The 21098-nt window shown below is 67.6% G+C and carries 22 protein-coding genes, 1 pseudogene and 2 riboswitches; of the genes and pseudogenes, 14 read left to right on the top strand and 9 right to left on the bottom strand.

Annotation, left to right across the window (positions count from 1 at the left end; all coding sequences use genetic code 11):
- Positions 1-570 (bottom strand): TenA family protein (locus KTN05_RS12835; protein ID WP_217329808.1); only part of this gene is annotated, 570 nt, incomplete at its 3' end.
- A complete protein-coding gene (locus KTN05_RS12830) occupies positions 567-1517 on the bottom strand; it encodes an ABC transporter substrate-binding protein (RefSeq protein ID WP_217329807.1) in 951 nt (316 codons plus the stop codon). The genes KTN05_RS12835 and KTN05_RS12830, both read right to left, overlap by 4 nt.
- A 218-nt stretch (positions 1518-1735) precedes the next feature.
- Positions 1736-1840, bottom strand: a riboswitch (TPP riboswitch).
- A gap of 122 nt (positions 1841-1962) precedes the next feature.
- Between KTN05_RS12830 and KTN05_RS12825 the strand changes: the two are divergent.
- Both KTN05_RS12825 and KTN05_RS12820 read left to right on the top strand, forming a co-directional pair.
- Positions 1963-2094 (top strand): annotated as a pseudogene (locus tag KTN05_RS12825) (IS3 family transposase); the annotation flags it as partial.
- 212 nt (positions 2095-2306) lie between these two features.
- Positions 2307-2555, top strand: coding sequence for a hypothetical protein (locus KTN05_RS12820; protein WP_217329806.1), 249 nt, complete (start codon positions 2307-2309; stop codon positions 2553-2555).
- A gap of 244 nt (positions 2556-2799) precedes the next feature.
- Here KTN05_RS12820 and KTN05_RS12815 read toward each other — a convergent pair whose 3' ends face one another.
- Together KTN05_RS12815 and cobO are read right to left on the bottom strand one after the other, a co-directional pair.
- A complete protein-coding gene (locus KTN05_RS12815; protein ID WP_217329805.1) occupies positions 2800-4230 on the bottom strand; it encodes a cobyric acid synthase in 1431 nt (476 codons plus the stop codon).
- Between the two features lie 11 nt (positions 4231-4241).
- Positions 4242-4865 carry a cob(I)yrinic acid a,c-diamide adenosyltransferase gene (gene cobO, locus KTN05_RS12810; RefSeq protein WP_217329804.1) on the bottom strand — a complete coding sequence of 208 codons (624 nt, stop codon included), beginning with the start codon at positions 4863-4865 and terminating at the stop codon, positions 4242-4244.
- 39 nt (positions 4866-4904) lie between these two features.
- Positions 4905-5116: riboswitch (cobalamin riboswitch) on the top strand.
- A 122-nt stretch (positions 5117-5238) separates the two neighbouring features.
- On the opposite strand from cobO, the gene KTN05_RS12805 reads away from it, so the two are divergent.
- The 7 genes from KTN05_RS12805 to cobJ are packed head-to-tail and all read left to right on the top strand — an operon-like array spanning position 5239 to position 12979.
- The gene (locus KTN05_RS12805; protein ID WP_217329803.1) at positions 5239-5589 is read left to right on the top strand and encodes a DUF1636 domain-containing protein; all 351 of its coding nucleotides are present in this window, start codon (positions 5239-5241) and stop codon (positions 5587-5589) included.
- Position 5590: 1 nt separating this feature from the next.
- Positions 5591-6607, top strand: coding sequence for a cobalamin biosynthesis protein CobW (gene cobW / locus KTN05_RS12800; RefSeq protein ID WP_217329802.1), 1017 nt, complete (start codon positions 5591-5593; stop codon positions 6605-6607).
- Positions 6607-9810, top strand: a complete 3204-nt coding sequence (gene cobN / locus KTN05_RS12795; protein WP_217329801.1) for a cobaltochelatase subunit CobN — start codon at positions 6607-6609, stop codon at positions 9808-9810. Before cobW ends, cobN begins: the two co-directional genes overlap by 1 nt.
- Positions 9807-10910 carry a cobalamin biosynthesis protein CobG gene (locus tag KTN05_RS12790; RefSeq protein ID WP_217329800.1) on the top strand — a complete coding sequence of 368 codons (1104 nt, stop codon included), beginning with the start codon at positions 9807-9809 and terminating at the stop codon, positions 10908-10910. The genes cobN and KTN05_RS12790 overlap by 4 nt, the downstream gene beginning before the upstream one ends.
- Positions 10900-11529 (top strand): precorrin-8X methylmutase, encoded by a 630-nt coding sequence (locus tag KTN05_RS12785; RefSeq protein ID WP_217329799.1) that lies wholly within the window; start codon positions 10900-10902, stop codon positions 11527-11529. The genes KTN05_RS12790 and KTN05_RS12785 overlap by 11 nt, the downstream gene beginning before the upstream one ends.
- Before the next feature lie 2 nt (positions 11530-11531).
- Positions 11532-12248: a precorrin-2 C(20)-methyltransferase gene (gene cobI, locus KTN05_RS12780; protein ID WP_217329798.1), complete on the top strand. Its 717-nt coding sequence runs from the start codon at positions 11532-11534 to the stop codon at positions 12246-12248.
- The gene (cobJ, locus tag KTN05_RS12775) at positions 12245-12979 is read left to right on the top strand and encodes a precorrin-3B C(17)-methyltransferase (protein WP_217329797.1); all 735 of its coding nucleotides are present in this window, start codon (positions 12245-12247) and stop codon (positions 12977-12979) included. The genes cobI and cobJ overlap by 4 nt, the downstream gene beginning before the upstream one ends.
- On the opposite strand, the gene KTN05_RS12770 is transcribed toward cobJ, so the two are convergent.
- Complete coding sequence (locus tag KTN05_RS12770; RefSeq protein WP_254368186.1) at positions 12958-13728, bottom strand: cobalt-precorrin-6A reductase; 771 nt, start codon at positions 13726-13728, stop codon at positions 12958-12960. The two genes, cobJ and KTN05_RS12770, sit on opposite strands and share 22 nt — an antisense overlap.
- Between KTN05_RS12770 and cbiE the strand changes: the two genes are divergently transcribed.
- From cbiE to cobA, 5 genes are read left to right on the top strand one after another with little or no spacing between them, the layout of a single operon-like run.
- Positions 13700-14875, top strand: a complete 1176-nt coding sequence (cbiE, locus tag KTN05_RS12765) for a precorrin-6y C5,15-methyltransferase (decarboxylating) subunit CbiE (protein ID WP_217329796.1) — start codon at positions 13700-13702, stop codon at positions 14873-14875. The two genes, KTN05_RS12770 and cbiE, sit on opposite strands and share 29 nt — an antisense overlap.
- On the top strand, positions 14872-15243 hold the full coding sequence (locus tag KTN05_RS12760) for a cobalamin biosynthesis protein (protein ID WP_217329795.1): 372 nt from the start codon (positions 14872-14874) through the stop codon (positions 15241-15243). The genes cbiE and KTN05_RS12760 overlap by 4 nt, the downstream gene beginning before the upstream one ends.
- Positions 15240-16013, top strand: coding sequence for a precorrin-4 C(11)-methyltransferase (cobM, locus tag KTN05_RS12755; protein ID WP_217329794.1), 774 nt, complete (start codon positions 15240-15242; stop codon positions 16011-16013). Before KTN05_RS12760 ends, cobM begins: the two co-directional genes overlap by 4 nt.
- Entirely contained in the window at positions 16010-17317 is a 1308-nt protein-coding gene (locus tag KTN05_RS12750; protein WP_217329793.1) for a cobyrinate a,c-diamide synthase, read from the top strand. The genes cobM and KTN05_RS12750 overlap by 4 nt, the downstream gene beginning before the upstream one ends.
- A complete protein-coding gene (gene cobA, locus KTN05_RS12745) occupies positions 17314-18087 on the top strand; it encodes a uroporphyrinogen-III C-methyltransferase (RefSeq protein WP_217329792.1) in 774 nt (257 codons plus the stop codon). The genes KTN05_RS12750 and cobA overlap by 4 nt, the downstream gene beginning before the upstream one ends.
- On the opposite strand, the gene cobF is transcribed toward cobA, so the two are convergent.
- The 4 genes from cobF to cobU are packed head-to-tail and all read right to left on the bottom strand — an operon-like array spanning position 18053 to position 21086.
- Positions 18053-18802 carry a precorrin-6A synthase (deacetylating) gene (cobF, locus tag KTN05_RS12740; RefSeq protein ID WP_217329791.1) on the bottom strand — a complete coding sequence of 250 codons (750 nt, stop codon included), beginning with the start codon at positions 18800-18802 and terminating at the stop codon, positions 18053-18055. The genes cobA and cobF overlap by 35 nt on opposite strands.
- 42 nt (positions 18803-18844) lie before the next feature.
- Positions 18845-19582 carry an adenosylcobinamide-GDP ribazoletransferase gene (locus tag KTN05_RS12735; protein ID WP_217329790.1) on the bottom strand — a complete coding sequence of 246 codons (738 nt, stop codon included), beginning with the start codon at positions 19580-19582 and terminating at the stop codon, positions 18845-18847.
- Positions 19579-20586 carry a nicotinate-nucleotide--dimethylbenzimidazole phosphoribosyltransferase gene (gene cobT / locus KTN05_RS12730; RefSeq protein ID WP_217329789.1) on the bottom strand — a complete coding sequence of 336 codons (1008 nt, stop codon included), beginning with the start codon at positions 20584-20586 and terminating at the stop codon, positions 19579-19581. The genes KTN05_RS12735 and cobT overlap by 4 nt, the downstream gene beginning before the upstream one ends.
- Positions 20583-21086, bottom strand: a complete 504-nt coding sequence (gene cobU, locus KTN05_RS12725) for a bifunctional adenosylcobinamide kinase/adenosylcobinamide-phosphate guanylyltransferase (protein WP_217329788.1) — start codon at positions 21084-21086, stop codon at positions 20583-20585. Before cobU ends, cobT begins: the two co-directional genes overlap by 4 nt.
- Between the last annotated feature and the right edge of the window lie 12 nt (positions 21087-21098).

Raw genomic sequence — 21098 nt, 5'->3', positions numbered from 1 at the left:
ATCGATCAGCGCGCCAACCTCGCGGCAGGCGGCCTGATATGGCGCGCCGGCATAGGTGTCGATCCAGTCCCGATAGGGCGTGTCCGGCACCGCATCCCGCGCCAGCCTCAGGCCGATCTCGCCATAACCCAGCACGCAAGGCGCGAGCGCCGCGAGCAGGTCGAGGAAATCGCCCGAATAGCCCGCTTCCAGAACGTAACGCGTATAGGCGAGGTTCTCGGGCGCTTCCTCCGCGGCCTCAAGGGCGGCGGCGTCGATCCCCTGTGCCGCGCAGATGCGCAGATGCAACGGCATCTCGCCGTCGACCAGCGTGTGGACCGTCGCCGAACAGGCGCGCATCTCCTCCAGCGTTGCCGCCTTGACGACACCGAGGGCCCAGGCCCGGCTGAAGTGGATGAGGAAGCGGTAGTCCTGAACGAGATAGCTCAGGAAGGCTGCGTGCGGCAGCGTTCCATCGCGCAACCCTTCGACGAAGGCATGGTGCGTATAGTCGTGCCATGTGCCGGCGCAGGCCTCGCGCCAGGCGGCGAAGCAGCGGCCGTAAACGGGGGCGGCGGACAGGGGGCTCATTCGGCAGCACCCACGTCCATGGCCAGTTGCGCTACCGGAAGGATGGCGGGAATGAGGCCCTCTTCGTGCAGGAAAGCCTCGAACCGGGCATATCGGCCGTGATCGAGGGCGGCGGGGGACGTTGCGAAACGGCCGAAGGTGTCGTCCCAGGCCGCGGTGTTCAACTCGTCCCCGAGATCCGGGGCGTGGCCCGCGAAAAGCGCCTTTGCCTCTGCCGGGTGGTTGAGCATGTAGTGGGTCGCGCGTTCGACAGCACCGAGGAAGCGGCTCACCCGGTCGCGGTCGAGGCTGCCCCGATGGGCCACGAAGATCAGCTCGTCATAGGCGGGCACGCCCTCCTCCTCGACGAAGAGGCATCTGCCTTCGCCGCCCGCCAGCCTCATCTGCGTCAACTCGAAATTGCGGAAGCCGCCGATGGTCGCATCGACCTGACGGGACAGCAACGCCGGGGTCAGCGACCAGTTGACATTCACCATCTCGATATCTTCCGCGTCCAGTCCGGCCTGCTTCAGCAGCCCGGCGACGATCGCCTGTTCCACGCCCGCGACCGAGAATCCGATCCTCTTGCCGGCAAGGTCGGCAACCGTCTCGATTGGGCCATCGGCGCTGACCATCAGGCAGTTGAGCGGCGTTCCGACCAGCGTGCCGACGCGCACCAGCGGCAGGCCCTCATGGACCTGAAGATGCAGTTGCGGCTGATAGCTGACGGCGAGGTCCGCCTTGCCCGCCGCGACCAGCTTCGGCGGATCGGCGGGATCGGAGGGGGACACGATCTCGACCTCCAGCCCGGCCTCGGCAAAGAAACCCTTCTCCTCGGCCAGGATGATGGGCGCGTGGTCGGGGTTCACGAACCAGTCGAGCATGAGTGTCAGCTTTTCGGCGGCCGTCGCGGGGCTCGCGGTCAGCAGAAGGGCAGCCGCACAGACGCTGCGGAACAGTGCTTTCATCTCGTCTCTCCGCGGGCGGTCGGGTTGTCTCACGGGGGTAGAGCGGCGCGGCCGAGGGGGCGCAGCAGCGCGCCGGCTGCGGCAGGCTGGTGCGGGCCGAGCCGCGCCTTGTGCTCTGGCGTTGTCCCCTACAGATCGGGCGGTGACGAGTGCGACGTCCATGTTCTTCCTCCACATCGAGGGGTCATGGCCGCAAACGGAAAAGGGAAGCCGCCAAGAGTGCAGCATGGCCCGTTCCCTTCGCCGGCATGACCCGGATCAGGTTCGATGGGTGCTGTGCCTTGCACATCTCAGCCCCGCACGGGGCGCCCCAACGAGCGTGTAGCGGGACTGTAGCGTTTGCGGGGAACCATGCAAGGCAGAGTTGGCTCGGGAAATCTGAACAGGGGCGTTGACTGGATCATCCGCCCGGCATCGGCCTGATGCCGATGAGCGAGGAGAGACCATGACGAGACGACCGGGCCGGAACCAAGGCCCGGCTTTCAGGGCCAAGGTGGCGCTTGCAGCCATCAAGGGCGGGAGGACACTGGTCGAACTGACCGAGCAGTTCGACGTGCACCCGGATCAGATCACGCAACTGGGCAGGCGGGTCCCCAGTCCGTGCCGCCCGAGAGCGGAATGCCCTCGAAGGGCGCGGTGCGGCGGTTGCGATCTTCGACGAACTGGCCTGCATCGCGGCTAGGCGATCACTCTGCCGACTACGCCCACCAGCGTCTTTTCGGTTCCGGGTATTCTGACAAGCTGAGCCAGCAGCTTGTCGTCCAGCCGGATCAGTATACGGGCGAGCGCTTGCTAGACATGACGTGCGCCGAATACGGAATGGGCGTCAACACCCACATGGGCCAGACCTATGGTGCCAGTCAGGTCGGACTGCTGCTGCTGGGGGCCTCGGCCGCAGTCACGTGGTGGAAGCGGCGCCGCGTGCGCAGCCTCGGCGTGCCGCCTCTGCCGTCGGACTGCGGGGTGTTCGTTGGCCTTTTCGTTGTGCTGACCGCGCGAGGCCTGCTGTTCCCGTTGACGGGACTGCCTCGCGCGTGATGATCGCGCTGGACTTGATCTGGAAGCGGCCCACAGGGGCCGCCCGGCTTCAGCTGTCTGACACAGCGACAGCACCGGGGCGCATTGCAGTGGCCCTGTGTGAAATCCGCTTTGTCCCAGGTAGCGAACGATTCCTGTTTGAGATGCTGCACCAGATAAGAAGGGCTGCTTCAAGGAAGGCTATCGTGGCGCAATGCCGTCCAGTATCTGCCAAGGCCGAAAGCGCTACAGCGTCCAGAGCTACTTATCGTGATAGTTCCAGCAATCGGGTCACGTCGAGATGCTTCGTGATATGAATGGCAAGCTCGTCCAGAACCGCATCAACCTTGCTATCGTAGCAAAATTCACTTGCAGATACTCCCAAAGCCTTGAGCCAAGCGTCCCGGAAAGCGTTCGACGTGAACAGTCCGTGCAGATAAGTTCCCTCGACCTGGCCGTTGCTCGAGCGCGCTCCTTCCGGGAGATCACCGACATGGGCGAAGGGGCGCAGGCAATCGGCACCATCGGTCCGGCCCAGGTGGATCTCGTAGCCTGCGACCTGCAGGCGGGAAGGCTCGTGGACGGCCATGACGCGGGTAAGGCGCTTGTCGGGGGAGAGCACGGTCTGAACATCCAGGTAGCCGAGACCTTCGGTGGCTCCGGCCTCTCCCTCGATGCCGTGCGGATCGGCAATGCTGCGGCCCAGCATCTGAAATCCGCCGCATATCCCGAGGATGCGTCCACCGCGACGGTAATGGGCCTTGAGGTCGATATCCCACCCTTGCGCCCGCAGAAAGGCAAGGTCGGCCCGCGTGGATTTGGACCCCGGAATGATCACCACCGCCGCGTCGCCCGGAATCGGCTGGCCGGGGTGCACCATTTCAAGGCGGATGTCGGGGTGCATCTTCAACGGGTCGAGGTCGTCGAAATTGGCAATGCGGGGAAGGGCGAGGCAGGCGATCCTGACCGCGCCGTCGCCGAAGGGCTGCAGGTCGAGCGCATCCTCGGCCGGAAGCAGGGCGGCCTTGGCGAACCATGGCAGCACACCGAAGCCGCGCCATCCAGTCCGTTCGGCGATCATCCGATAGCCATCGTCGAAAAGCGAGGGATCGCCCCGGAACCGGTTGACGATGAAGCCCTTGATGCGTGCGGCGTCCTCCGGATCAAGGACGACCTTGGTGCCGACAAGCTGCGCGAACACGCCGCCGCGGTCAATGTCGCCGATCAGCACGACGGGAACGTCTGCGGCGGCGGCAAAGCCCATGTTGGCGATGTCGCGGGACCGCAGGTTGATCTCGGCCGGACTGCCCGCGCCCTCGACGATAACCAGGTCGGCCTGCGACTTCAGCCGCTCGAAGCTTTCCAGGACCGCCGCCATCAGCTCGGGTTTCAGCCGGGCATAATCGCGTGCCTTCAGTGTCGCGCGCCTCTTGCCGTGCACGATGACCTGCGCGCCGATATCGGTCTCGGGCTTCAGCAGGACCGGGTTCATGTCGGTATGCGGCTCGATCCCGCAGGCCAGCGCTTGCAGCGCCTGCGCACGGCCGATCTCGCCGCCGTCCATTGTCACGGCTGCGTTGTTCGACATGTTCTGGGGCTTGAACGGGCGCACGGTCAGTCCGCGCCGGACAGCCGCCCGGCAGAGCCCGGCTACCAGCAGCGACTTGCCGACATTCGAGCCGGTCCCCTGCAGCATCAGTGCCCGTGTCAGAACTCGATCCCCGCCTGCGCCTTGATCCCCTGCCGGAAGGGGTGCTTCACCACGGTCATTTCCGTCACCAGATCGGCGATCCCGATCAACTCGGCCTTGGCATTGCGGCCCGTGAGCAGGACATGGGTCATCGGGGGCTTCTCGGATTTCAGGAAGTCCACGACCTCGCCCACATCGAGATAATCATAGCGCAGGGCGATGTTGATCTCGTCCAGCAGGACCAGCCGGTTGCGGTCGTCGCGGATGAGGTCCTTGGCCTTGGTCCAGGCGCGGGCCGCGGCGGCGCGGTCGCGTTCGAGGTCCTGCGTCTCCCAGGTGAAGCCTTCGCCCATGGTGTGGAACTCGCAAAGATCGGCGAAGTGGGTCAGCAGGAAGTCGCGCTCTCCGGTCGCCATGGCGCCCTTGATGAACTGGACCACGGCCACCCGCATTCCGTGCGACATCGCCCGCATCACCATGCCGAAGGCGGACGAGGACTTGCCCTTGCCCGGTCCCGTCAGGACCAGGATCAGCCCCTTCTCGCCGGTTTTTTCCGCCATCAACCGGTCGCGGGCGGCCTTGATCCGCGCCTTCTTCCCGGCGTGGCGCGCGGCTTCGTCCGGGGCTGCATGGTCCACCATCACTTCCTCTCTCCCTTGACAAGCGAGGCCGTCTCATGGCTTGGCTCGCGCATCGTTGGTTCTCGCACAGAGCGAGCTAAGAGGGAATGCGATAGCTGGAGTCCAGCAAAACGCAGCCGCCCCCGCGACCGTGACCGGAGAGGTCACCCGGATGCCACTGGGCCGCAAGGTCTGGGAAGGTCGGGTGACCGCCGGGGAGCAATCCCCGTAATCCGCAAGCCGGGAGACCTGCCAGCGTGCGGTGCGAGATCTCGCATTCGCGTTGTGTTGCGGTCGGGGTGAACCGTGTGCAAGCCATGAAGGCGGCCAACCGGCCCCGCATGTCCTGCACAGCTCGTCAGCCCCCGCGTCCTTTGGCGTGCCGGGAGGGCATATGGCCAGAAAGAATACGCTTGTGGTCTGCACCACATGCAGACATGCGGGCACCGATCCGCAGGCGGCGACCGATGGCGCGCGCCTGTCCGAGGGCCTGTCGGCCCGCGGCGTCCCCCATGATCGGCAGGAATGCTTATCGGCATGCAAACGCTCGTGCGTGGTCGTTTTCCGCGGCGCAGGGCGCTGGACCTATGTGCAGGGCGACATCGATCCAGACCGGCACCTTGAGGACGTCGCCGACATGGCCCGCGCCTATGCCGCGACCCCTGATGGCGTCGTGCCGTGGCGCGCGCGCCCGGAAGTGATCCGCAAGAACACCATTGCCCGCATTCCCCCGATCGAGGTCTGAAATGTCACTGGAAAAAACCCCTGTCACCGTCGTCACCGGATTCCTCGGCGCGGGCAAGACCACGCTGATCCGCCATCTGCTGCAGAACCCGCAGGGCCGCCGGCTGGCGGTTCTGGTCAACGAGTTCGGCGACGTGGGTGTCGATGGCGACCTGATCCGCGCCTGCGCCGACGCGAACTGCCCCGAGGCAAACATTGTCGAGCTGACCAACGGCTGCATCTGCTGCACCGTCGCCGACGAGTTCATCCCTTCGATCGAGCGGCTTCTCGCGCTCGATCCCAAGCCCGACCATATCGTGATCGAGACCTCCGGGTTGGCCCTTCCCAAGCCGCTGCTCAAGGCTTTCGACTGGCCGGACCTGCGTTCGCGCATCACCATCGACGGCGTTGTTGCCGTGGCGGACGCCGAGGCCGTCGCGGCCGGTCGCTTCGCGCCCGACCCGGCGCATCCCGGCGATGCGAGCGAGCTGGATCATGAGACGCCGCTGTCCGAGGTGTTCGAAGACCAGATCGCCTGCGCCGACATCGTGCTGCTCTCCAAGGCCGACCTCGCAGGCGAGGATGGCCTGACGGCGGCCCGTGAGATCATCGCCGCCGAGGCGCCGCGCCCGCTGCCCATGGTCGCACTGACCGAAGGCGTGATCGACCCGCGCGTGGTGCTGGGGATCAATGCTGCGGCCGAGGACGATCTGGCCGCGCGCCCCTCGCACCATGATGGCGAGGAGGAGCATGACCACGATGACTTCGACACGGTGATTATCGACCTGCCCGAACAGGCTGCCCCCGAGGCCTTGGCCGCAAAGATAGCGAAGCTGACCGAGGCGCAGAAGATCCTGCGGATCAAGGGCCATGTGGCAATCGAGGGCAAGCCGCTGCGGCTTCTGGTTCAGGCCGTGGGCGCGCGGGTGCGCCACCAGTTCGACCGTCCTTGGGGCGACCGCCCCCGGCGGGGCCGTCTGGTGGTGATCGCTGAAAAGGGCGACCTCGATTCCAAGGCCATCCGGGCCGCGCTGACCTGATGCATGTCCTGTTCCGCGAAAACCACGGGCTGGAGGAAACCGCCCAGCCGCAGGATCTGGGGCAGGCGCCCGCGGATCTGGTGGTCCTGTCCTTCTCGGACAGCGACCTCGGCGCTTTCGCGGCAGGCTGGCAGCGGGGCAGGGACAGGCTGCCCTCAATGCGACTGGCCAATCTCTCGCGGCTGCGCCATCCGCTGTCGGTCGATACTTATGTCGAGCGGACCCTCTCGGCGGCCAAAGGCATCCTGGTCCGCCTGATCGGTGGCAGAAGCTACTGGCCCTACGGGGTTGACGAGCTTTCCCGTATCGCGCGCGTGAATGGGATCGCGCTGGCCGTCCTGCCGGCGGACGGCAACCCCGATCCCGTGCTGGACGCCGCATCGACAGTGCCCATCCCGAGCCTGCGGCGGCTGTCAGAGCTTTGCGAGACGGGAGGCGACATCGCCGCAGAAGCCGCGCTGGCTGAACTCGCCGTGCTGTCGGGATTGAAAGCTGGCGTGGTCGAGGGGATCACGGCGCTGCCGAACCACGGGTTCTGGCACCCTGGTTCTGGTCCGGTGACCGCCATGGAGCGGGACGACCGTCCGCTGATCCTGATCCCTTTCTACCGGGCATGGGCGGCGACCTCTGACACCGCCTCTGTCGCCGCGCTGATCCGAGCCTTCGAGGCGGAAGGCGTGCAGGCAGTGGGTCTGTTCCTTCCCAGCCTCAAGGACCGGGCAGCGGCCGACTGGCTGCGATCCATACTCCCCGACCTCGCCCCGGCGGCCATCGTGAACGCGACCGCTTTCTCGGGGCGGGGAGAGGGTGGCTCTCCGCTCGACGCGCCGGAGGTGCCGGTGTTCCAGGTGATCCACGCGACTTCGGACCGTGCGGCTTGGGCAGGATCGGAACGCGGCCTTTCCGCCGCCGATCTGGCCATGCATGTCGCGCTGCCGGAACTCGACGGGCGCATCAATGCGGGCGTCATCTCGTTCAAGGAAATGGTGGAGACCGACCCCGCGCTGCAGTTCCGTCTTCAACGCCACCGCCCCGATGCCGAGCGGATCGGAGCCGTCGTGGCAAGGGTGCTGAACTGGCGGCGGCTGCAGACCCTGCCGCCTTCCCCCAGCCGCGTGGCGCTGATCCTCTCCACCTATCCGGGCAAGGAGTGGCGGCTGGCCCACGCGGTCGGGCTCGACGCGCTGGCGTCGGCGGCGGCCATCGCCCGGCAGCTTGGCCGGGATCTCACACCCGAGACGGTGTTGCGCGACCTGAAGGGGACGCGGCTTGCCTGGTCTCTGGATGCCTATCGGGCGGCCCTGTCCAGCCTGCCCGAGATGCTGCGCCGGGATCTGGAGGCCGCGCACGGCGAGCCGAACTCCGAACCGGGCATACAGGGTTTCTGGGCAGACAACATCCTTCTCGCGCTTCAACCGGAGCGCGGCAGGACTGAAAGCCGCGAGACCGATTACCACGACCTCTCTCATGTGCCGGGGCATGATTACGCGGCCTTCTACCTCTGGCTCAGGCATGGCGCCAAGGTCGATGCGATCATCCATGTGGGCGCGCACGGCACGCTGGAATGGCTACCGGGCAAGGCGGCGGCGCTGTCGCGCGACTGCTGGCCGGACGCGCTGACTGGCAGCCTGCCAGTGCTCTATCCGTTCATCGTCAACGACCCCGGCGAGGCGGCGCAGGCTCGGCGTCGACTCGGGGCGCTGACGCTGGGCCATCTGCCGCCGCCGCTGGTCGCCTCCGGCATGCCGGACAACCTTCTGCGGCTGGAAAGCCTGCTCGATGAGTATTCGACCGCGGACGGACTGGACCCGGCGCGCCGCCTGCGCCTGATCGCGTTCATTCGCGACGAGGCACAGCGGCAGGGTCTCGAGGCCGATCTGGGGCTCGCGCCGGATGCCTCGGCCGCCGAGGCGATCACCGCCATTGACCGCTTCGTCTGCGACCTCAAGGAAAGCCAGTTCGGAGACGGTTTGCATGTCTGGGGAGAGGGCACCCCGGACGAGGAGGGCAGGGCGCAGGGCGACCCGGCATCCCTTGCATCCGAACGCGCGTCGATCCATGCGGCGCTTGCCGGCCGGCATGTCGCGGCCGGTCCTTCCGGCTCGCCCTTTCGCGGGCGGCTCGACGTGCTGCCGACGGGGCGCAATCTCTACGGCGTCGATCCGCGCGCGGTCCCGTCGCGGGCGGCATGGGCGCAGGGCGTCCGGCTGGCCGAGGAACTCGTCCGCCGCCATCTGCAGGACCACGGTGATTATCCGAGAGGACTGGTCGTCAATCTCTGGGGTTCCGCCACCATGCGGACGGCGGGCGAGGATTTCGCCATGGCGCTGCATCTCGCAGGGCTGGAGCCGCTGTGGGATCCCACCTCCGAGCGCGTCACCGGGTTCGAGATCACGCCCCTTGCACTGATGGACCGGCCCCGGATCGAGGTGACGCTGCGCGTCTCGGGGCTTTTCCGCGATACTTTCCCCGAGCTCGTCACGCTGTTCCAGCAAGGCTGTGATGCGCTTGCCGCCCGCGACGAGCCGGCCGACATGAACCCCTATGTCATGGCCGCCCCCGGCTCGCATGTCTTCGCCCCCGCGCCGGGCCGCTATGGCACGGGAATCGGCGACGACATGATGACCGAGGCCGCTGGACTTGCATGGTTGCAGAACTCGGCGTTCGGGGCGGACGGCACAGCCGACCGCCAGGCACTTGAGGCGCGGATCGGGGCGGCGGACGGCTTCGTGCTGTCGCAGGACCTGCCGGAAACCGACCTTCTTCTGGCGATGGACTATGCGGCACATGAGGCGGGATTCGCCGCTGCCCGCACGGTGCTGGGGCTCAAGCCGGCCGCACTTTACCATCTGGACGCAACAGCTCCAGACGCGCCCCGCGCAAGGCTGCTCTCCGAGGAGATCGCCCGCGTCATTCGTGCCCGCGCCGCCAATCCCCGGTGGCTGCGGGGAATGATGCGGCACGGCTTCCGGGGCGCCGCCGAGATCGCGGCAACCCTCGAACACATGGCCGCCTTCGCCCGGATGGCCCAGGCTGTGCCCCAGCACCTCTTTGCGCTTTACCATCAGGCGACCCTCGGCTCGCCCGAGGTTCGCGACTTCCTTGCGGAAGCGAATCCGGCCGCATTGGGCGCGATGGAGACGATCTTCGCCGAATTCGGACCCGCGCTGCGCCGCAACTCGACCGAGGAGTTCCCGACATGACCCGCAAGGGCTGGTGCCCTGGCGCCCTGCGCCCGATGCCTGCGGGCGACGGCCTTCTGCTGCGGGTCCGTCCGCATGGATCGCGGCTTGATCCGGGGCAGGTCGCCGGGTTGGCGGAGATTTCCGAGACATTCGGGAACGGCCAGCTCGATCTCGGCTCACGCGCGACGCTGCAACTGCGTGGCGTCGGCGACGATGCACTGCCGGAGGTGCAGCGACGGCTTGCGACGCTTGACCTGCTGGACGGCGATCCCCAGCAGGAGGCCCGGCGCAACATCATGGTGACGCCGTTCTGGCACGAGGGGGACGGAACGCTGGATCTGGTCCGCGAGCTTGAGATGGTCTTGCGGGATGCGCCCGACCTGCCGCCGAAGTTTGGGTTTGCCATCGACACGGGGACCCGTGCCGCGCTTCAGGATGCCTCGGCGGACATTCGCATTGAACGTGCCGGGGATGACCTGCTTCTGCGGGCCGACGGAATGTCCCTGGGGGAAAGGGTCGGCCCCGACAGGGTGGTTTCCCGCATTGCCGACGTGCTGGCGTGGTTTGCCGCCAGCGGCCACGGCCGGATGGCGCAGGCGATCGCCGCGGAACTGAAGCCGCCGCTGACGGAGGATGCCGCGCCTGACCGACAGCTGCCGCGGCGAGACCTCTTGCGGACCGCTCCGTTCCTGTTCGCGCCGTTCGGCGCGGCGACATCGGCGGCGCTGCGCGACCTCGCCGCCCATGCCCTGCGTCTGACGCCCTGGCGGGCCGTTCTGCCTGAGGACGATGCGCGTAGCGGGTCGTGGCTGACGGACCCCGACGATCCGTTGCTGCGTGTCAGCGCTTGCACGGGCGCACCGGGCTGCGCCTCGGCCAGCGTTGAAAGCCGCGCATTGGCCCGGCAACTCGCCCCTTATGTGCCAGCCGGGCAGCACCTGCATGTCTCGGGCTGCGCCAAGGGCTGCGCCCATCCAGCTGCGGCACCTGTCACCCTGACGGGGCGGGATGGCCGCTTCGACCTGATCCGGAACGGTCCGGCAGGGGGCAAACCCCTACTGCGGGGGCTGACCGACACAGAAATTTCCGACTTATTGAGAGGCCATCTTGGCGCATAGCTACGAAACTGACGGCGCGGCCATCTACCGCGCATCCTTCGCCACCATCCGCGCCGAGGCCGACCTCGCCCGCTTCACCCCTGAGGAGGAGGTCGTCGCCGTCCGCATGATTCATGCCGCGGGCATGGTGGATCTGGCGGCTTTCATCCGCTTCTCGCCCGGCTTCGCGGTCCGCGCCCGCAAGGCGTTGCAGGAAGGCGCTCCGATCCTGTGCGATGCGCGCATGGTGTCCGAGGGGATCACCCGCGCCCGCCTGCCGGCCAATAATCAGGTCATCTGCACTCTGCAGGACCCCCGCGTGCCTGCCCTTGCGGCCGAGATGCGCAATACCCGCTCGGCGGCGGCAATCGAGTTGTGGCGACCGCATCTGGAGGGCGCCGTGGTGGCCATCGGCAATGCCCCGACGGCGCTGTTCCACCTGCTCAACCGGTTGGCCGAGCCGGATTTCCCCCGTCCAGCCGCGATCATCGGTTGCCCCGTCGGCTTCATCGGCGCGGCGGAATCCAAGGCGGCGCTGATGGAGGACGACCCTGCGCCGTGGTGCGTCGTCGAAGGCCGCCTGGGCGGCTCGGCAATGACAGTGGCGGCAGTCAACGCCCTTGCATCGGCACGGGAATAAACATGAACGGCAAGATCATCTGCATCGGTCTCGGGCCGGGCGATCCCGAGCTGATGAGCGTCAAGGCCCACCGCTATCTGACACAGGCGCGGCGGGTGGCTTTCTTCCGCAAGGCCGGTGCGAAGGGGGTCGCCCGCAGGCTCGTTGAGGGATTGATGCGCCCCGATGTCGCCGAGATCCCGATGGAATACCCGGTGACCACCGAGATCCCGGTGACGGACCCACGCTACAACTCGGCGCTCGGGGGGTTCTACGCGCATTGGACGGCCGAGCTTCTGCGGCTGTCCGAGAGGGAGGATGTCGTCGTCCTCTGCGAGGGGGACCCCTTCTTCTACGGCTCCTTCATGCATCTTTACGCCCGACTGCCGCGCGAACGGGTCGAGGTGGTGCCCGGTATCCCCGGCATGGCGGGCTGCTGGACGGCGACGGGCCTGCCGATCACCTGGGGCGACGACATCCTGACGGTGCTGCCCGCAACGCTATCCGAAGAAGACCTGACCCGCCGCATCCGCGAGACCGATGCGCTGGTGGTCATGAAGATCGGCCGCAACCTGCCGCGGCTGCGCGCTGCCCTGACGGCCGCAGGGCGGGCAGACCAGGCGTGGCTGGTCGAGCACGGCACCATGGCCGAAGAGCGGGTGCGGATGCTGTCCGAGGTCGAGGGGCCGGTGCCCTATTTCTCGATCGTGCTGGTGCATGGGCAAGGGCGCAGGCCATGACGGGATCGCTCGTCATCGCGGGGCTTGGCCCTGGGTCCGAAACCATGATCACGCCCGAGGTCGCGGCCGCGCTGGACGAGGCCACGGACGTCATCGGCTACATCCCCTATGTCAGCCGCATCCCTCCGCGCGAAGGCCTGCGGCTGCACCCCTCGGACAACCGCGTCGAGCTTGAGCGTGCCGCCCATGCGCTGGATCTTGCCGCCAAGGGCAACCGCGTCGTCGTCGTATCCTCGGGCGATCCGGGGGTCTTTGCCATGGCCTCGGCGGTGTTCGAGGCCGTCGAGCATGGCCCGGCCTTCTGGCGCGATCTGGACATCCGCGTCCTTCCCGGTATCACCGCCATGCTGGCCGCAGCAGCGGCGGCAGGTGCGCCGCTGGGCCATGATTTCTGCGCGATCAATCTGTCGGACAATCTCAAGCCCTTCGACCTGGTGCTGAAGCGGGTGCGCCTTGCGCTGGAGGCCGACTTCGCCATGGCCTTCTACAACCCGCGTTCGGTATCGCGCCCGCATCAGTTCGCCACCGTGCTGGACCTGCTGCAGGGCCAGGCCGAGCCGGAGCGCCTGATGATCTTCGCCCGCGCCGTCTCGGCCCCCGATCAGGACATCCGCGTGGTGCCGCTGCGCGAGGCGCTGCCGGACATGGCCGACATGCGCACCCTCGTCATCGTTGGCTCGTCGGCCACGCGGCAGGTCGGACGCTTCGTCTACACGCCGAGGCGGGCATGAAGCCAGTCCATGACCTCGGCTACGTTGCCGCGCACCGGCCGCTCGGGCAGTTCGGGGCGGTCGATCATGATGACGGGGATGCCGAGCACCCGGGCAGCGACGATCTTCGCCTCGGCCCCAGCTCCGCCCGCATTCTTGGCGACCAGCAGTTCGGTGCCATGGGCGCGCATCAGTTCCAGATCGTCCTCAAGCCGGAAGGGACCGCGGGCGACGACCACCTCAGCGACCGTCAGAGGAAAATCCGCGGAAGGCGCATCGATCAGCCGGGTCAGGAAGCGATGCTGCGCCAGATGCGCAAAGTCCCCGAGGTGCTGGCGACCGATGGCCAGGAACACCCGCTTGCCCGGGCCGTCCAGCGCCGCCACGGCACCCGGCACGTCGGACACATGGGTCCAGTCGTCCTGCGGCTCCGCCTCCCAGGACGCCCGCTCGAAGGCGCAAAGCGGCACCTCGGCCATGCTGCAGGCCCGAACGGCATTGCGGCTGATGCGGGCGGCAAAGGGATGGGTCGCGTCGATGACCTGCCCGATGCCGTTGTCCCGCAGGAAGGCGGCGAGTCCTTCGACCCCGCCGAAGCCGCCGACGCGCACGGGGACTGGCTGCTCGCGGGGACTGGTCACCCGGCCCGCATAGGACAGGATCGCGGGCAAGCCCGCATCGGCCATGGCCTGCGCGAGGCGGCTCGCCTCGGTGGTACCGCCCAGGATGAGGGTCGTCGAAATGTCTGAATGGCTGTCGATCATCGGCATCGGGGAAAATGGCCTGAAGGATCTGGCCGAGGCAAGCCGGGACGCGCTGGAACGGGCCGAGGTCGTCTTCGGCAGCCCGCGCCATCTCGCGATGGTGGAGCATTCCGGCAAGAACCCGTGGCCGGTGCCCTTTTCCGTCTCGCCGCTGCTGGCCTTGCGCGGCAGGCCGGTGGCGGCGCTGGTCTCGGGCGACCCCTTCTGGCACGGTGCGGGCGGCAGTCTGGCGCAGGAACTGCGTCCCGAGGAATGGCGCGCCTATCCCGGCATCTCGGTGCCGTCCCTTGCTGCGGCGCGCCTCGGCTGGCGGCTGGAGGAGGTGACGTGCCTCGGCCTCCATGCCGCGCCGGTCGAAAAGCTGCGCCGCCACCTTACCGAGGGCGCCAGGCTGATCGTGACCCTGCGCGATGGTGCGGCACTGGCCACATTGCAGAGCTATCTGACCTCGCTCGGCTTCGGGGAATCGCTGCTGCATGTGATGGAGCATCTGGGCGGCCCGAAAGAGCGCATCCGGCGCCATGCTGCCAAAGACCATCTGCCGCGCTGCGAAGACCTCGTTGCCTGCGCCGTCGAGGTCAGGGGCGGGAAGGGATTGCCGCATTCCTCGGGTCTCGACGACGATCTTTTCGGGCATGACGGCCAGATCACCAAGCGTCCGGTCCGCGCCTTGGCCCTCTCGGCGCTTGCCCCGCGTCCGGGCGAGTTGCTGTGGGATCTCGGCGCAGGCAGCGGCTCGGTGGGGATCGAGTGGCTTCTGTCGCACCCCCGCAACCGCGCGATCGGCGTCGAGCGCGATCCGGCTCGCGCCGCGCGGGCGCGTGCGAATGCCCTGTTCCTTGGGGTGCCGCAGTTCGAGATACGGCAGGGGAGCGCGCTTGATCTGCTGCCGAACCTTCCTGCACCGGATGCCGTCTTTGTAGGTGGCGGTCTGGACGAGCCGCTGCTTGACGCGTTGTGGGCCTGTATTCCTGAAGGGACTCGGGTCGTTGCCCACGCTGTGACACTGGAGACCGAAAGCCTGCTGGCGTGGGCGCAGGCGAGATGGGGCGGCACGCTCCTGCGGTTCGAGTTGTCGCAGGCTGTTCCGCTTGGAAGCAGGCGCGGTTGGAAGGCCAGCTATCCGGTCGTGCAATGGAGTGTTGTCCGATGAGGGTCGTTGGTCTCGGCTTTCGTGCAAGAGCCAGCCTTGGAAGCATCGAGGAACTGTTCCGGCGCCTGCAGGTCATACCCGCGCTGACACTTGCCTTACCTGAGTTCCGAGAGGAACATCCGGTTGTCCATGAACTGCAAGCGCTCGGCTTCAGGGTTACTCTTGTTCCCGAAGCGGCCCTCAACGGCCTGAGCACATTCACCCGCAGCCCCCGCATCCTTGCGCGCTACGGCACTGGCAGCCTTGCCGAGGCCTGCGCCCTCGTCGCTGCCGGCCCCGCCGCTCGGCTCGTCCTGCCGCGCGTGATGTCGGCCGACCGATGCGCCACCGCCGCTCTTGCCCAGTCTGTCGAAAGGCCTGATCCATGACCGTCCATTTCATCGGCGCCGGCCCCGGCGCGCCGGATCTTCTGACGCTGCGCGGGCGCGACCTGATCGCGGCTTCGCCAGTCTGTCTCTATGCCGGTTCCCTGATCCCCGAAGAGGTGCTGCGGCACTGTCCCGCAGGGGCACGGATCATCAACACCGCGCCGATGAGCCTTGATGAGATCATCGCCGAGATCGCCGCTGCGCATGATCAGGGGCTGGACGTGGCCCGGCTTCATTCCGGCGACCTGTCAGTGTGGTCCGCGATGGGCGAGCAGTTGCGCCGCCTGCGCGAACTTGGCATCGCCTATGATATCACACCGGGCGTGCCGTCCTTTGCTGCCGGCGCCGCGGCCCTTGGCGCAGAGCTGACCCTGCCGGGAATCGCGCAGAGCGTCGTCTTGACCCGGACCTCTGGGCGGGCCTCGCCGATGCCCCAGGGCGAGGCCCTCGCTGCCTTCGCCACGACAGGGGCGACGCTGGCGATCCATCTGTCGATTCACCGGCTTGAGGATGTCGCCGCCGAACTCGGCGGATATTACGGCACGGACTGCCCTGTGGCCGTGGTCTGGCGGGCAAGCTGGCCGGACCAGCGGATTGTGCGGGGAACGCTGGCGTCCATCGCCGCCGGTGTGGGTGATACGATGGAGCGGACGGCCCTGATCCTTGTCGGCCACGCGCTGGCAGCCGAAGATTTTGATGACAGCCGCCTTTATGCCTCCGACTATGACCGCCGCTTTCGGGCCGGGCGCGCAGATGCGGTGAAGGCATGAGCCGCGCCACGGTCCCCGGCCTGATCGTCTCGGCCCCCCGCTCGGGCGCGGGGAAGACCACGGTGATGCTGGGGCTGCTGCGCTGCCTCGCCGAGGATGGTGTGAAGGTGCGCCCCTACAAATGCGGGCCCGACTACATCGACCCCGCCTTTCACCGCGCCGCCTGCGGCGAGGCTTCGCGCAATCTCGACAGCTGGGCGATGGAGGCGGGAATTCTGGCCGACCAGCTTGCCTTGCCGGGTGAGATGGCGGTGGCCGAGGGTTCGATGGGGCTGTTCGACGGGGTCGCCACGCCCGGAGCCTCTGGCAACGGCTCGACCGCCGACATTTCGGCGATTACCGGTTGGCCGGTCGTGGTGGTGATGGATGTCTCGGGACACGCCCAGACCGTGGCGGCGTTGGCGCTGGGGCTGAAGCAATTCCGCCCGGATGTGCATGTCGCCGGCGTCATTCTGAACCGCGTGGCTTCGCCCCGACATGAACGGCTGTGCCGGCTTGCGCTGGACGATGCGGGCATAGCCGTCTTGGGCGCCTTGCCGAGGCGCGGCGACCTGACATTGCCCGAGCGCCACCTGGGCCTCGTTCAGGCGGTCGAGCATCCCGATCTTGAGGTGGCGATCGCGTGCTATGCCGCTTTCCTGCGCGCTCATGTCGATCTGGCGGCCTTGCGTGCGCTGGCTGCAGGCGGCATGCCCCTGGGCATGTCCCGGCTCTGCCGCCCTCCGGCGCAGCGGATCGCGCTGGCACAGGACGCAGCCTTCTCGTTCACCTATCCGCATCTTCTTGCCGCTTGGCGCGCAGCCGGGGCAGAGATTTTCCCCTTTTCCCCGTTGGCCGATGAGCCTCCGCCCGATGCGGATTGCTGCTGGCTACCCGGCGGTTATCCAGAACTGCACGCGGGCCGTCTGGCCAGCGCGCACAACTTCCTTTCCGGCCTGAGGCAATTTGCCAAGAGCAGGCCGGTGCATGGCGAATGCGGGGGCTACATGGTGCTGGGCGAAAGCCTCACGGACGCCAGCGGACAGGCCCACCGGATGGCGGGGCTGCTGGGGTTGGAAACCACCTACGCAAGCAGGCGGATGCACCTCGGATACCGGCGCGCGCGGCTGCTTTCGCCGCTGCCCGGCTACGATTGCGGCCAGAGCCTGCGGGGCCACGAGTTCCACTATTCCACCATCCTCTCGCAGCCCGACGCACCCCTGGCCGAGGTCCTCGATGCCGAGGGCAACACGGTTCCTGAAACCGGGTCGCGGCGGGAGAACGTCACTGGCACTTTCTTTCATCTGATCGCGGAGGCCGCATGAAAGATGTGGGCAATGGCTTCGTCAGCTTCGTCTCGTCGGGACCCGGCGATCCGGAGCTGCTGACGATCAGGGCCATGAAGCGCCTGCAAACGGCCGAGGTCGTGCTTTACGATGATCTCTCTTCGGGGCCGATCCTCGATCTCGCCTCAAGTGGCGCGGAGCTGATCCCGGTCGGCAAGCGTGCAGGCCGCGCCTCTGCGCGGCAGGACGATATCAACCGCCTGCTGGTGGACCATGCGAGGACCGGCGCCAAGATTGTGCGGCTGAAATCCGGCGATGCGGGCATGTTCGGCCGTCTGGAGGAGGAGATCGCCGCGCTGCGCTCGGCCGGTATCGGCTACGAGATCATACCGGGCGTCACCGCCCCCGCGGCGGCCGCGGCGGCTGGGGGCATCCCGCTCACCCGGCGTCTTACCGCCCGGCGTGTGCAGTTCGTGACCGGCCACGACGTCACGGGAGCACTGCCGGGCGATCTGAACTGGGCCGCGCTGGCTGACCCTCATGCGGTCACGGCAGTCTATATGGCGCGAGCCACCTTTCCAGCCTTCGCCGGACAACTCGTCGGGCATGGGCTTCCGCTGGACACGCAGGCGTTGCTGGCGATCGGAGTCTCGACCCCGGCAGAGGCACTGCACAGAGGGACGATCAGCGACCTTGTCGAGCTTTGCCGGGCCAATCCGAGATCGGTGGCTCCGACATTGATCCTTTACGGCGCGCTGACCTTCGGTGGCCCGATCAGCGGCCCCGACGCAGCAGGTAGATGTCCATGATCCAACCCCGCTGCGCCCGCGCCCGCGCACGCGTTGCGACGATGCGGGGGCCTGCCTCCGAAAGCGGCCCATGATCGAGGATCTCGCCCTCCATCCCCACATAGGCGCCCCACCAGATCGCGACATTCGTCGGATCAAGCATGGTGAAGGAGCATTCTCCGTCGAGCATCACCACGAGGGTGTCGATGCCCTCGGGCCAGCCTCGCTCGCGCAGGTGCCGCCCGGTGGTGACAAGGAACGGCTCGGCCAAGCGGTTGAGCGGGATGGCGTGGGAGGCCGTGAGCACCTGCAGCGACATCAGGCCCGGCACGACCTTCAGGTCCAGCGGGCGGATTCTCCCTATCCGCTCGGCGATCCGCAGCGTGCTGTCGAACAGGGCAGGGTCGCCCCAGACGAGCAGCGCGACCTTTTGTGCTTCCGGGTAGGGCGCGATGGCATCGAGCCATGCCTGCGCGATGACGTCGTGCCAAAGACGCACACGCGTCCTGTAGTCGGGCACGGCGGGGTCGCGCACGGGCATCGGGAAGGTGACAAGCCGAGCCTGACCCTCCCCGGCGCAGCCTGCGGCGATCCGGCGCCGCAGGTCGGCAAGCTCCTGCTTGTCGTCGCCCTTCTCCGGGATCATCAGTATGTCCGCCGCCCGGATCGCCTCAATGGCCTGCAGGGTCAGATGTTCGGGGTTTCCGGTCCCGATCCCGACGAGTGCCAGTTCCACTCTTTTGCCCCCCAGAGCGCCCGCGGCGCCGCAATGAATGAGTTACAGGTCCGCGCCAAGCGTGAGCAGCAGTGCGATCTCGGCCACCTGCTGTGCCGCCCCCAGCACGTCGCCGGTCTGTCCGCCGATCTTCGCCCTGGCGACCATTGCCAGCCCTGCCACGACCAGCGCGGCCACGGCAAGCGCGGCCCAGCCACGGGGCACGACCAGCATCGGCAGTCCGCCCAGCAGAGCCGCCAGCAGAACGGCTTTCGTTCCCATGGTGCTGCCCTGCGCCCCGAGCCCGTCTGGACGGGCGGGCGGCAGAGATCCCATCAGGACGACCGGCGCCACGCGGCTTGTCATGGCGACAGCGATCACCGCGCCGAGAGCCTGTGCCTCGGCAAGGGCGGCCAGCCCCAGCCAGCGCAGTCCGAGCGTCAGGATCAGCCCGACCGTCCCATAGCTGCCGATCCGGCTGTCCCGCATGATCTGCAACCGCCGTTCGCGCGAGGTGCCGCCCCAGAAGCCGTCGCAGATGTCAGCGAGCCCATCCTCGTGCAGCGCTCCAGTGGCGACGACCTGCGCGCCGAGCGCAACGCCGGCCGCGATCAGCGGCGACAGTCCCAGTGCCAGCGCCGCCCACATGACGCCACCCGCGATCAGGCCGACCAGCAGTCCTGCCAGAGGAAAGGCCCAGGCCGCCGCGCCGAGGGTCGGCACGGGATCGCGCAGGCGCCCGAATGGCACCCGTGTCAGCAAAATGAGAGCCAGATGCAACTCGGCAAGACGATGGCTCATGCGCCGCTGATCCCGGCATCGGCAAAGGTCGCCATGCCGTTGTGGCAGGCCAGTGCCGAGCGCACGATCCCGAGCGCCAGCGCGGCCCCCGAGCCCTCGCCAAGCCGCATGTCGAAGTCGAGAATGGCAGTCCTGCCCATGGCCGAAAGCAGCTTCCTGTGACCCGGCTCCAGCGAGACATGGCCGATAAGGCAATGGTCGAGAAGCCTTGGGTCCGCAGCAAACAGGGGCGCCACGGCCGCGGTGCAGATGAAGCCGTCGAGGATCACGGGGAGGCGGGCGGCTCGCCCCGCAAGGACCGCTCCGCAGATCGCAGCCTGCTCGCGGCCGCCCAAGGCGGCCAGGGCTTCCAGCGGCGAGCAACCCTGATGGCGCTCAAGCCCGCGCGTGATCGCATCGACCTTGCGCCGGATGCCAGCGTCATCCGATCCGGTTCCCCGCCCGACCCAGTCGGCAATTTCGCCCCCGAACAGTGCGGCGCAAAGGGCCGCCGAGATGGTCGAGTTGCCGATGCCCATCTCGCCCAAGGTCAGAATGTCCGCCTGAGGATCGACGGCTGCGGCACCACGGTTCATGGCATCCAGCGTCTCGGCCTCGGTCATGGCCGGACCGCTGGTGAAATCTGCCGTCGGGCGGTCGAGATCCAGCGCGATCACCGACAGGTCGGCGCCGTTCACCCTGCAAAGCTGGTTGATCGCGGCGCCGCCCGCCTGGAAGTTTGCCACCATCTGCGCGGTGACTTCCTGCGGGAAGGGGTTGACCCCCTGGGCGCAGACCCCGTGGTTGCCGGCGAAGACGAGCGCTTGCGCCCTGCCGATCTCGGGCCGCTCCGTCCCCTGCCAGGCGGCCATGAACAGCGCGATCTCCTCGAGCTTTCCGAGGGAACCCGGCGGCTTCGTCAGGCTGTCCTGCCGGCGTGCGGCGGCGGCTCGGGCATCTTCATCGGCGAAGGGCAGGGAGTCGGCAATGTGGGCGACCTGGCCCAGAGAGTCGAGACGCATCATTTCACTTTCATTGGAAGGCCGCACACCGCCAGGATGACCTCGTCTGCCGCTTGCGCGACCTGCTGGTTTAGCGTTCCCGCCGCATCGCGAAACAGCCGGGCAAGCCGGTTGTCGGGCACAATGCCGGCGCCAACCTCGTTCGTGACCAGCACCACGGGGGCGGTCTGCGCGCCGAGCGCCTCGATCAGCCGCGCCGCCTCAGGCCGCCAGTCGTGCTTTGCCAGGATGAGGTTGGACAGCCACAGCGTCAGGCAATCCACGAGCCGCGGCACTCCATCCGTCAATTTCAGCGCACCGCAAAGATCAAGAGGTTCCGCATGAGTTTGCCACTCTTCCCCCCTCCGTGCCTGATGAGCTGCGATCCGCTCTTCCATCTCTGCGTCGAAGGCCTGCGCGGTGGCAATATAGACGGCAGGTCTGCCGAGCGAGAGCGTCCGGCTTTCGGCGATCGCGCTTTTGCCCGACCGGGCGCCGCCGGTCACGAGGATGATCGAACCCATGGATATTCCGTC

Source organism: Paracoccus sp. Z118 (assembly GCF_019061185.1).
In the GTDB taxonomy this organism is placed as follows: Bacteria; Pseudomonadota; Alphaproteobacteria; order Rhodobacterales; family Rhodobacteraceae; genus Paracoccus.
Note: the sequence above shows the minus strand (reverse complement) of the source record. Positions and strands in the feature narration are given on the sequence as shown.

What these genes read in the sequence shown, in the direction of transcription:
- KTN05_RS12830 (WP_217329807.1), bottom strand. Translation starts at nt 1,517, where the DNA reads ATGAAAGCACTGTTCCGCAGCGTCTGTGCGGCTGCCCTTCTGCTGACC.
- KTN05_RS12815 (WP_217329805.1), bottom strand. Translation starts at nt 4,230, where the DNA reads ATGCTGCAGGGGACCGGCTCGAATGTCGGCAAGTCGCTGCTGGTAGCC.
- cobO (WP_217329804.1), bottom strand. Translation starts at nt 4,865, where the DNA reads ATGGTGGACCATGCAGCCCCGGACGAAGCCGCGCGCCACGCCGGGAAG.
- KTN05_RS12805 (WP_217329803.1), top strand. Translation starts at nt 5,239, where the DNA reads ATGGCCAGAAAGAATACGCTTGTGGTCTGCACCACATGCAGACATGCG.
- cobW (WP_217329802.1), top strand. Translation starts at nt 5,591, where the DNA reads ATGTCACTGGAAAAAACCCCTGTCACCGTCGTCACCGGATTCCTCGGC.
- cobN (WP_217329801.1), top strand. Translation starts at nt 6,607, where the DNA reads ATGCATGTCCTGTTCCGCGAAAACCACGGGCTGGAGGAAACCGCCCAG.
- KTN05_RS12790 (WP_217329800.1), top strand. Translation starts at nt 9,807, where the DNA reads ATGACCCGCAAGGGCTGGTGCCCTGGCGCCCTGCGCCCGATGCCTGCG.
- cobI (WP_217329798.1), top strand. Translation starts at nt 11,532, where the DNA reads ATGAACGGCAAGATCATCTGCATCGGTCTCGGGCCGGGCGATCCCGAG.
- cobJ (WP_217329797.1), top strand. Translation starts at nt 12,245, where the DNA reads ATGACGGGATCGCTCGTCATCGCGGGGCTTGGCCCTGGGTCCGAAACC.
- cbiE (WP_217329796.1), top strand. Translation starts at nt 13,700, where the DNA reads ATGTCTGAATGGCTGTCGATCATCGGCATCGGGGAAAATGGCCTGAAG.
- KTN05_RS12770 (WP_254368186.1), bottom strand. Translation starts at nt 13,728, where the DNA reads ATGCCGATGATCGACAGCCATTCAGACATTTCGACGACCCTCATCCTG.
- KTN05_RS12760 (WP_217329795.1), top strand. Translation starts at nt 14,872, where the DNA reads ATGAGGGTCGTTGGTCTCGGCTTTCGTGCAAGAGCCAGCCTTGGAAGC.
- cobM (WP_217329794.1), top strand. Translation starts at nt 15,240, where the DNA reads ATGACCGTCCATTTCATCGGCGCCGGCCCCGGCGCGCCGGATCTTCTG.
- KTN05_RS12750 (WP_217329793.1), top strand. Translation starts at nt 16,010, where the DNA reads ATGAGCCGCGCCACGGTCCCCGGCCTGATCGTCTCGGCCCCCCGCTCG.
- cobA (WP_217329792.1), top strand. Translation starts at nt 17,314, where the DNA reads ATGAAAGATGTGGGCAATGGCTTCGTCAGCTTCGTCTCGTCGGGACCC.
- KTN05_RS12735 (WP_217329790.1), bottom strand. Translation starts at nt 19,582, where the DNA reads ATGAGCCATCGTCTTGCCGAGTTGCATCTGGCTCTCATTTTGCTGACA.
- cobT (WP_217329789.1), bottom strand. Translation starts at nt 20,586, where the DNA reads ATGATGCGTCTCGACTCTCTGGGCCAGGTCGCCCACATTGCCGACTCC.
- cobU (WP_217329788.1), bottom strand. Translation starts at nt 21,086, where the DNA reads ATGGGTTCGATCATCCTCGTGACCGGCGGCGCCCGGTCGGGCAAAAGC.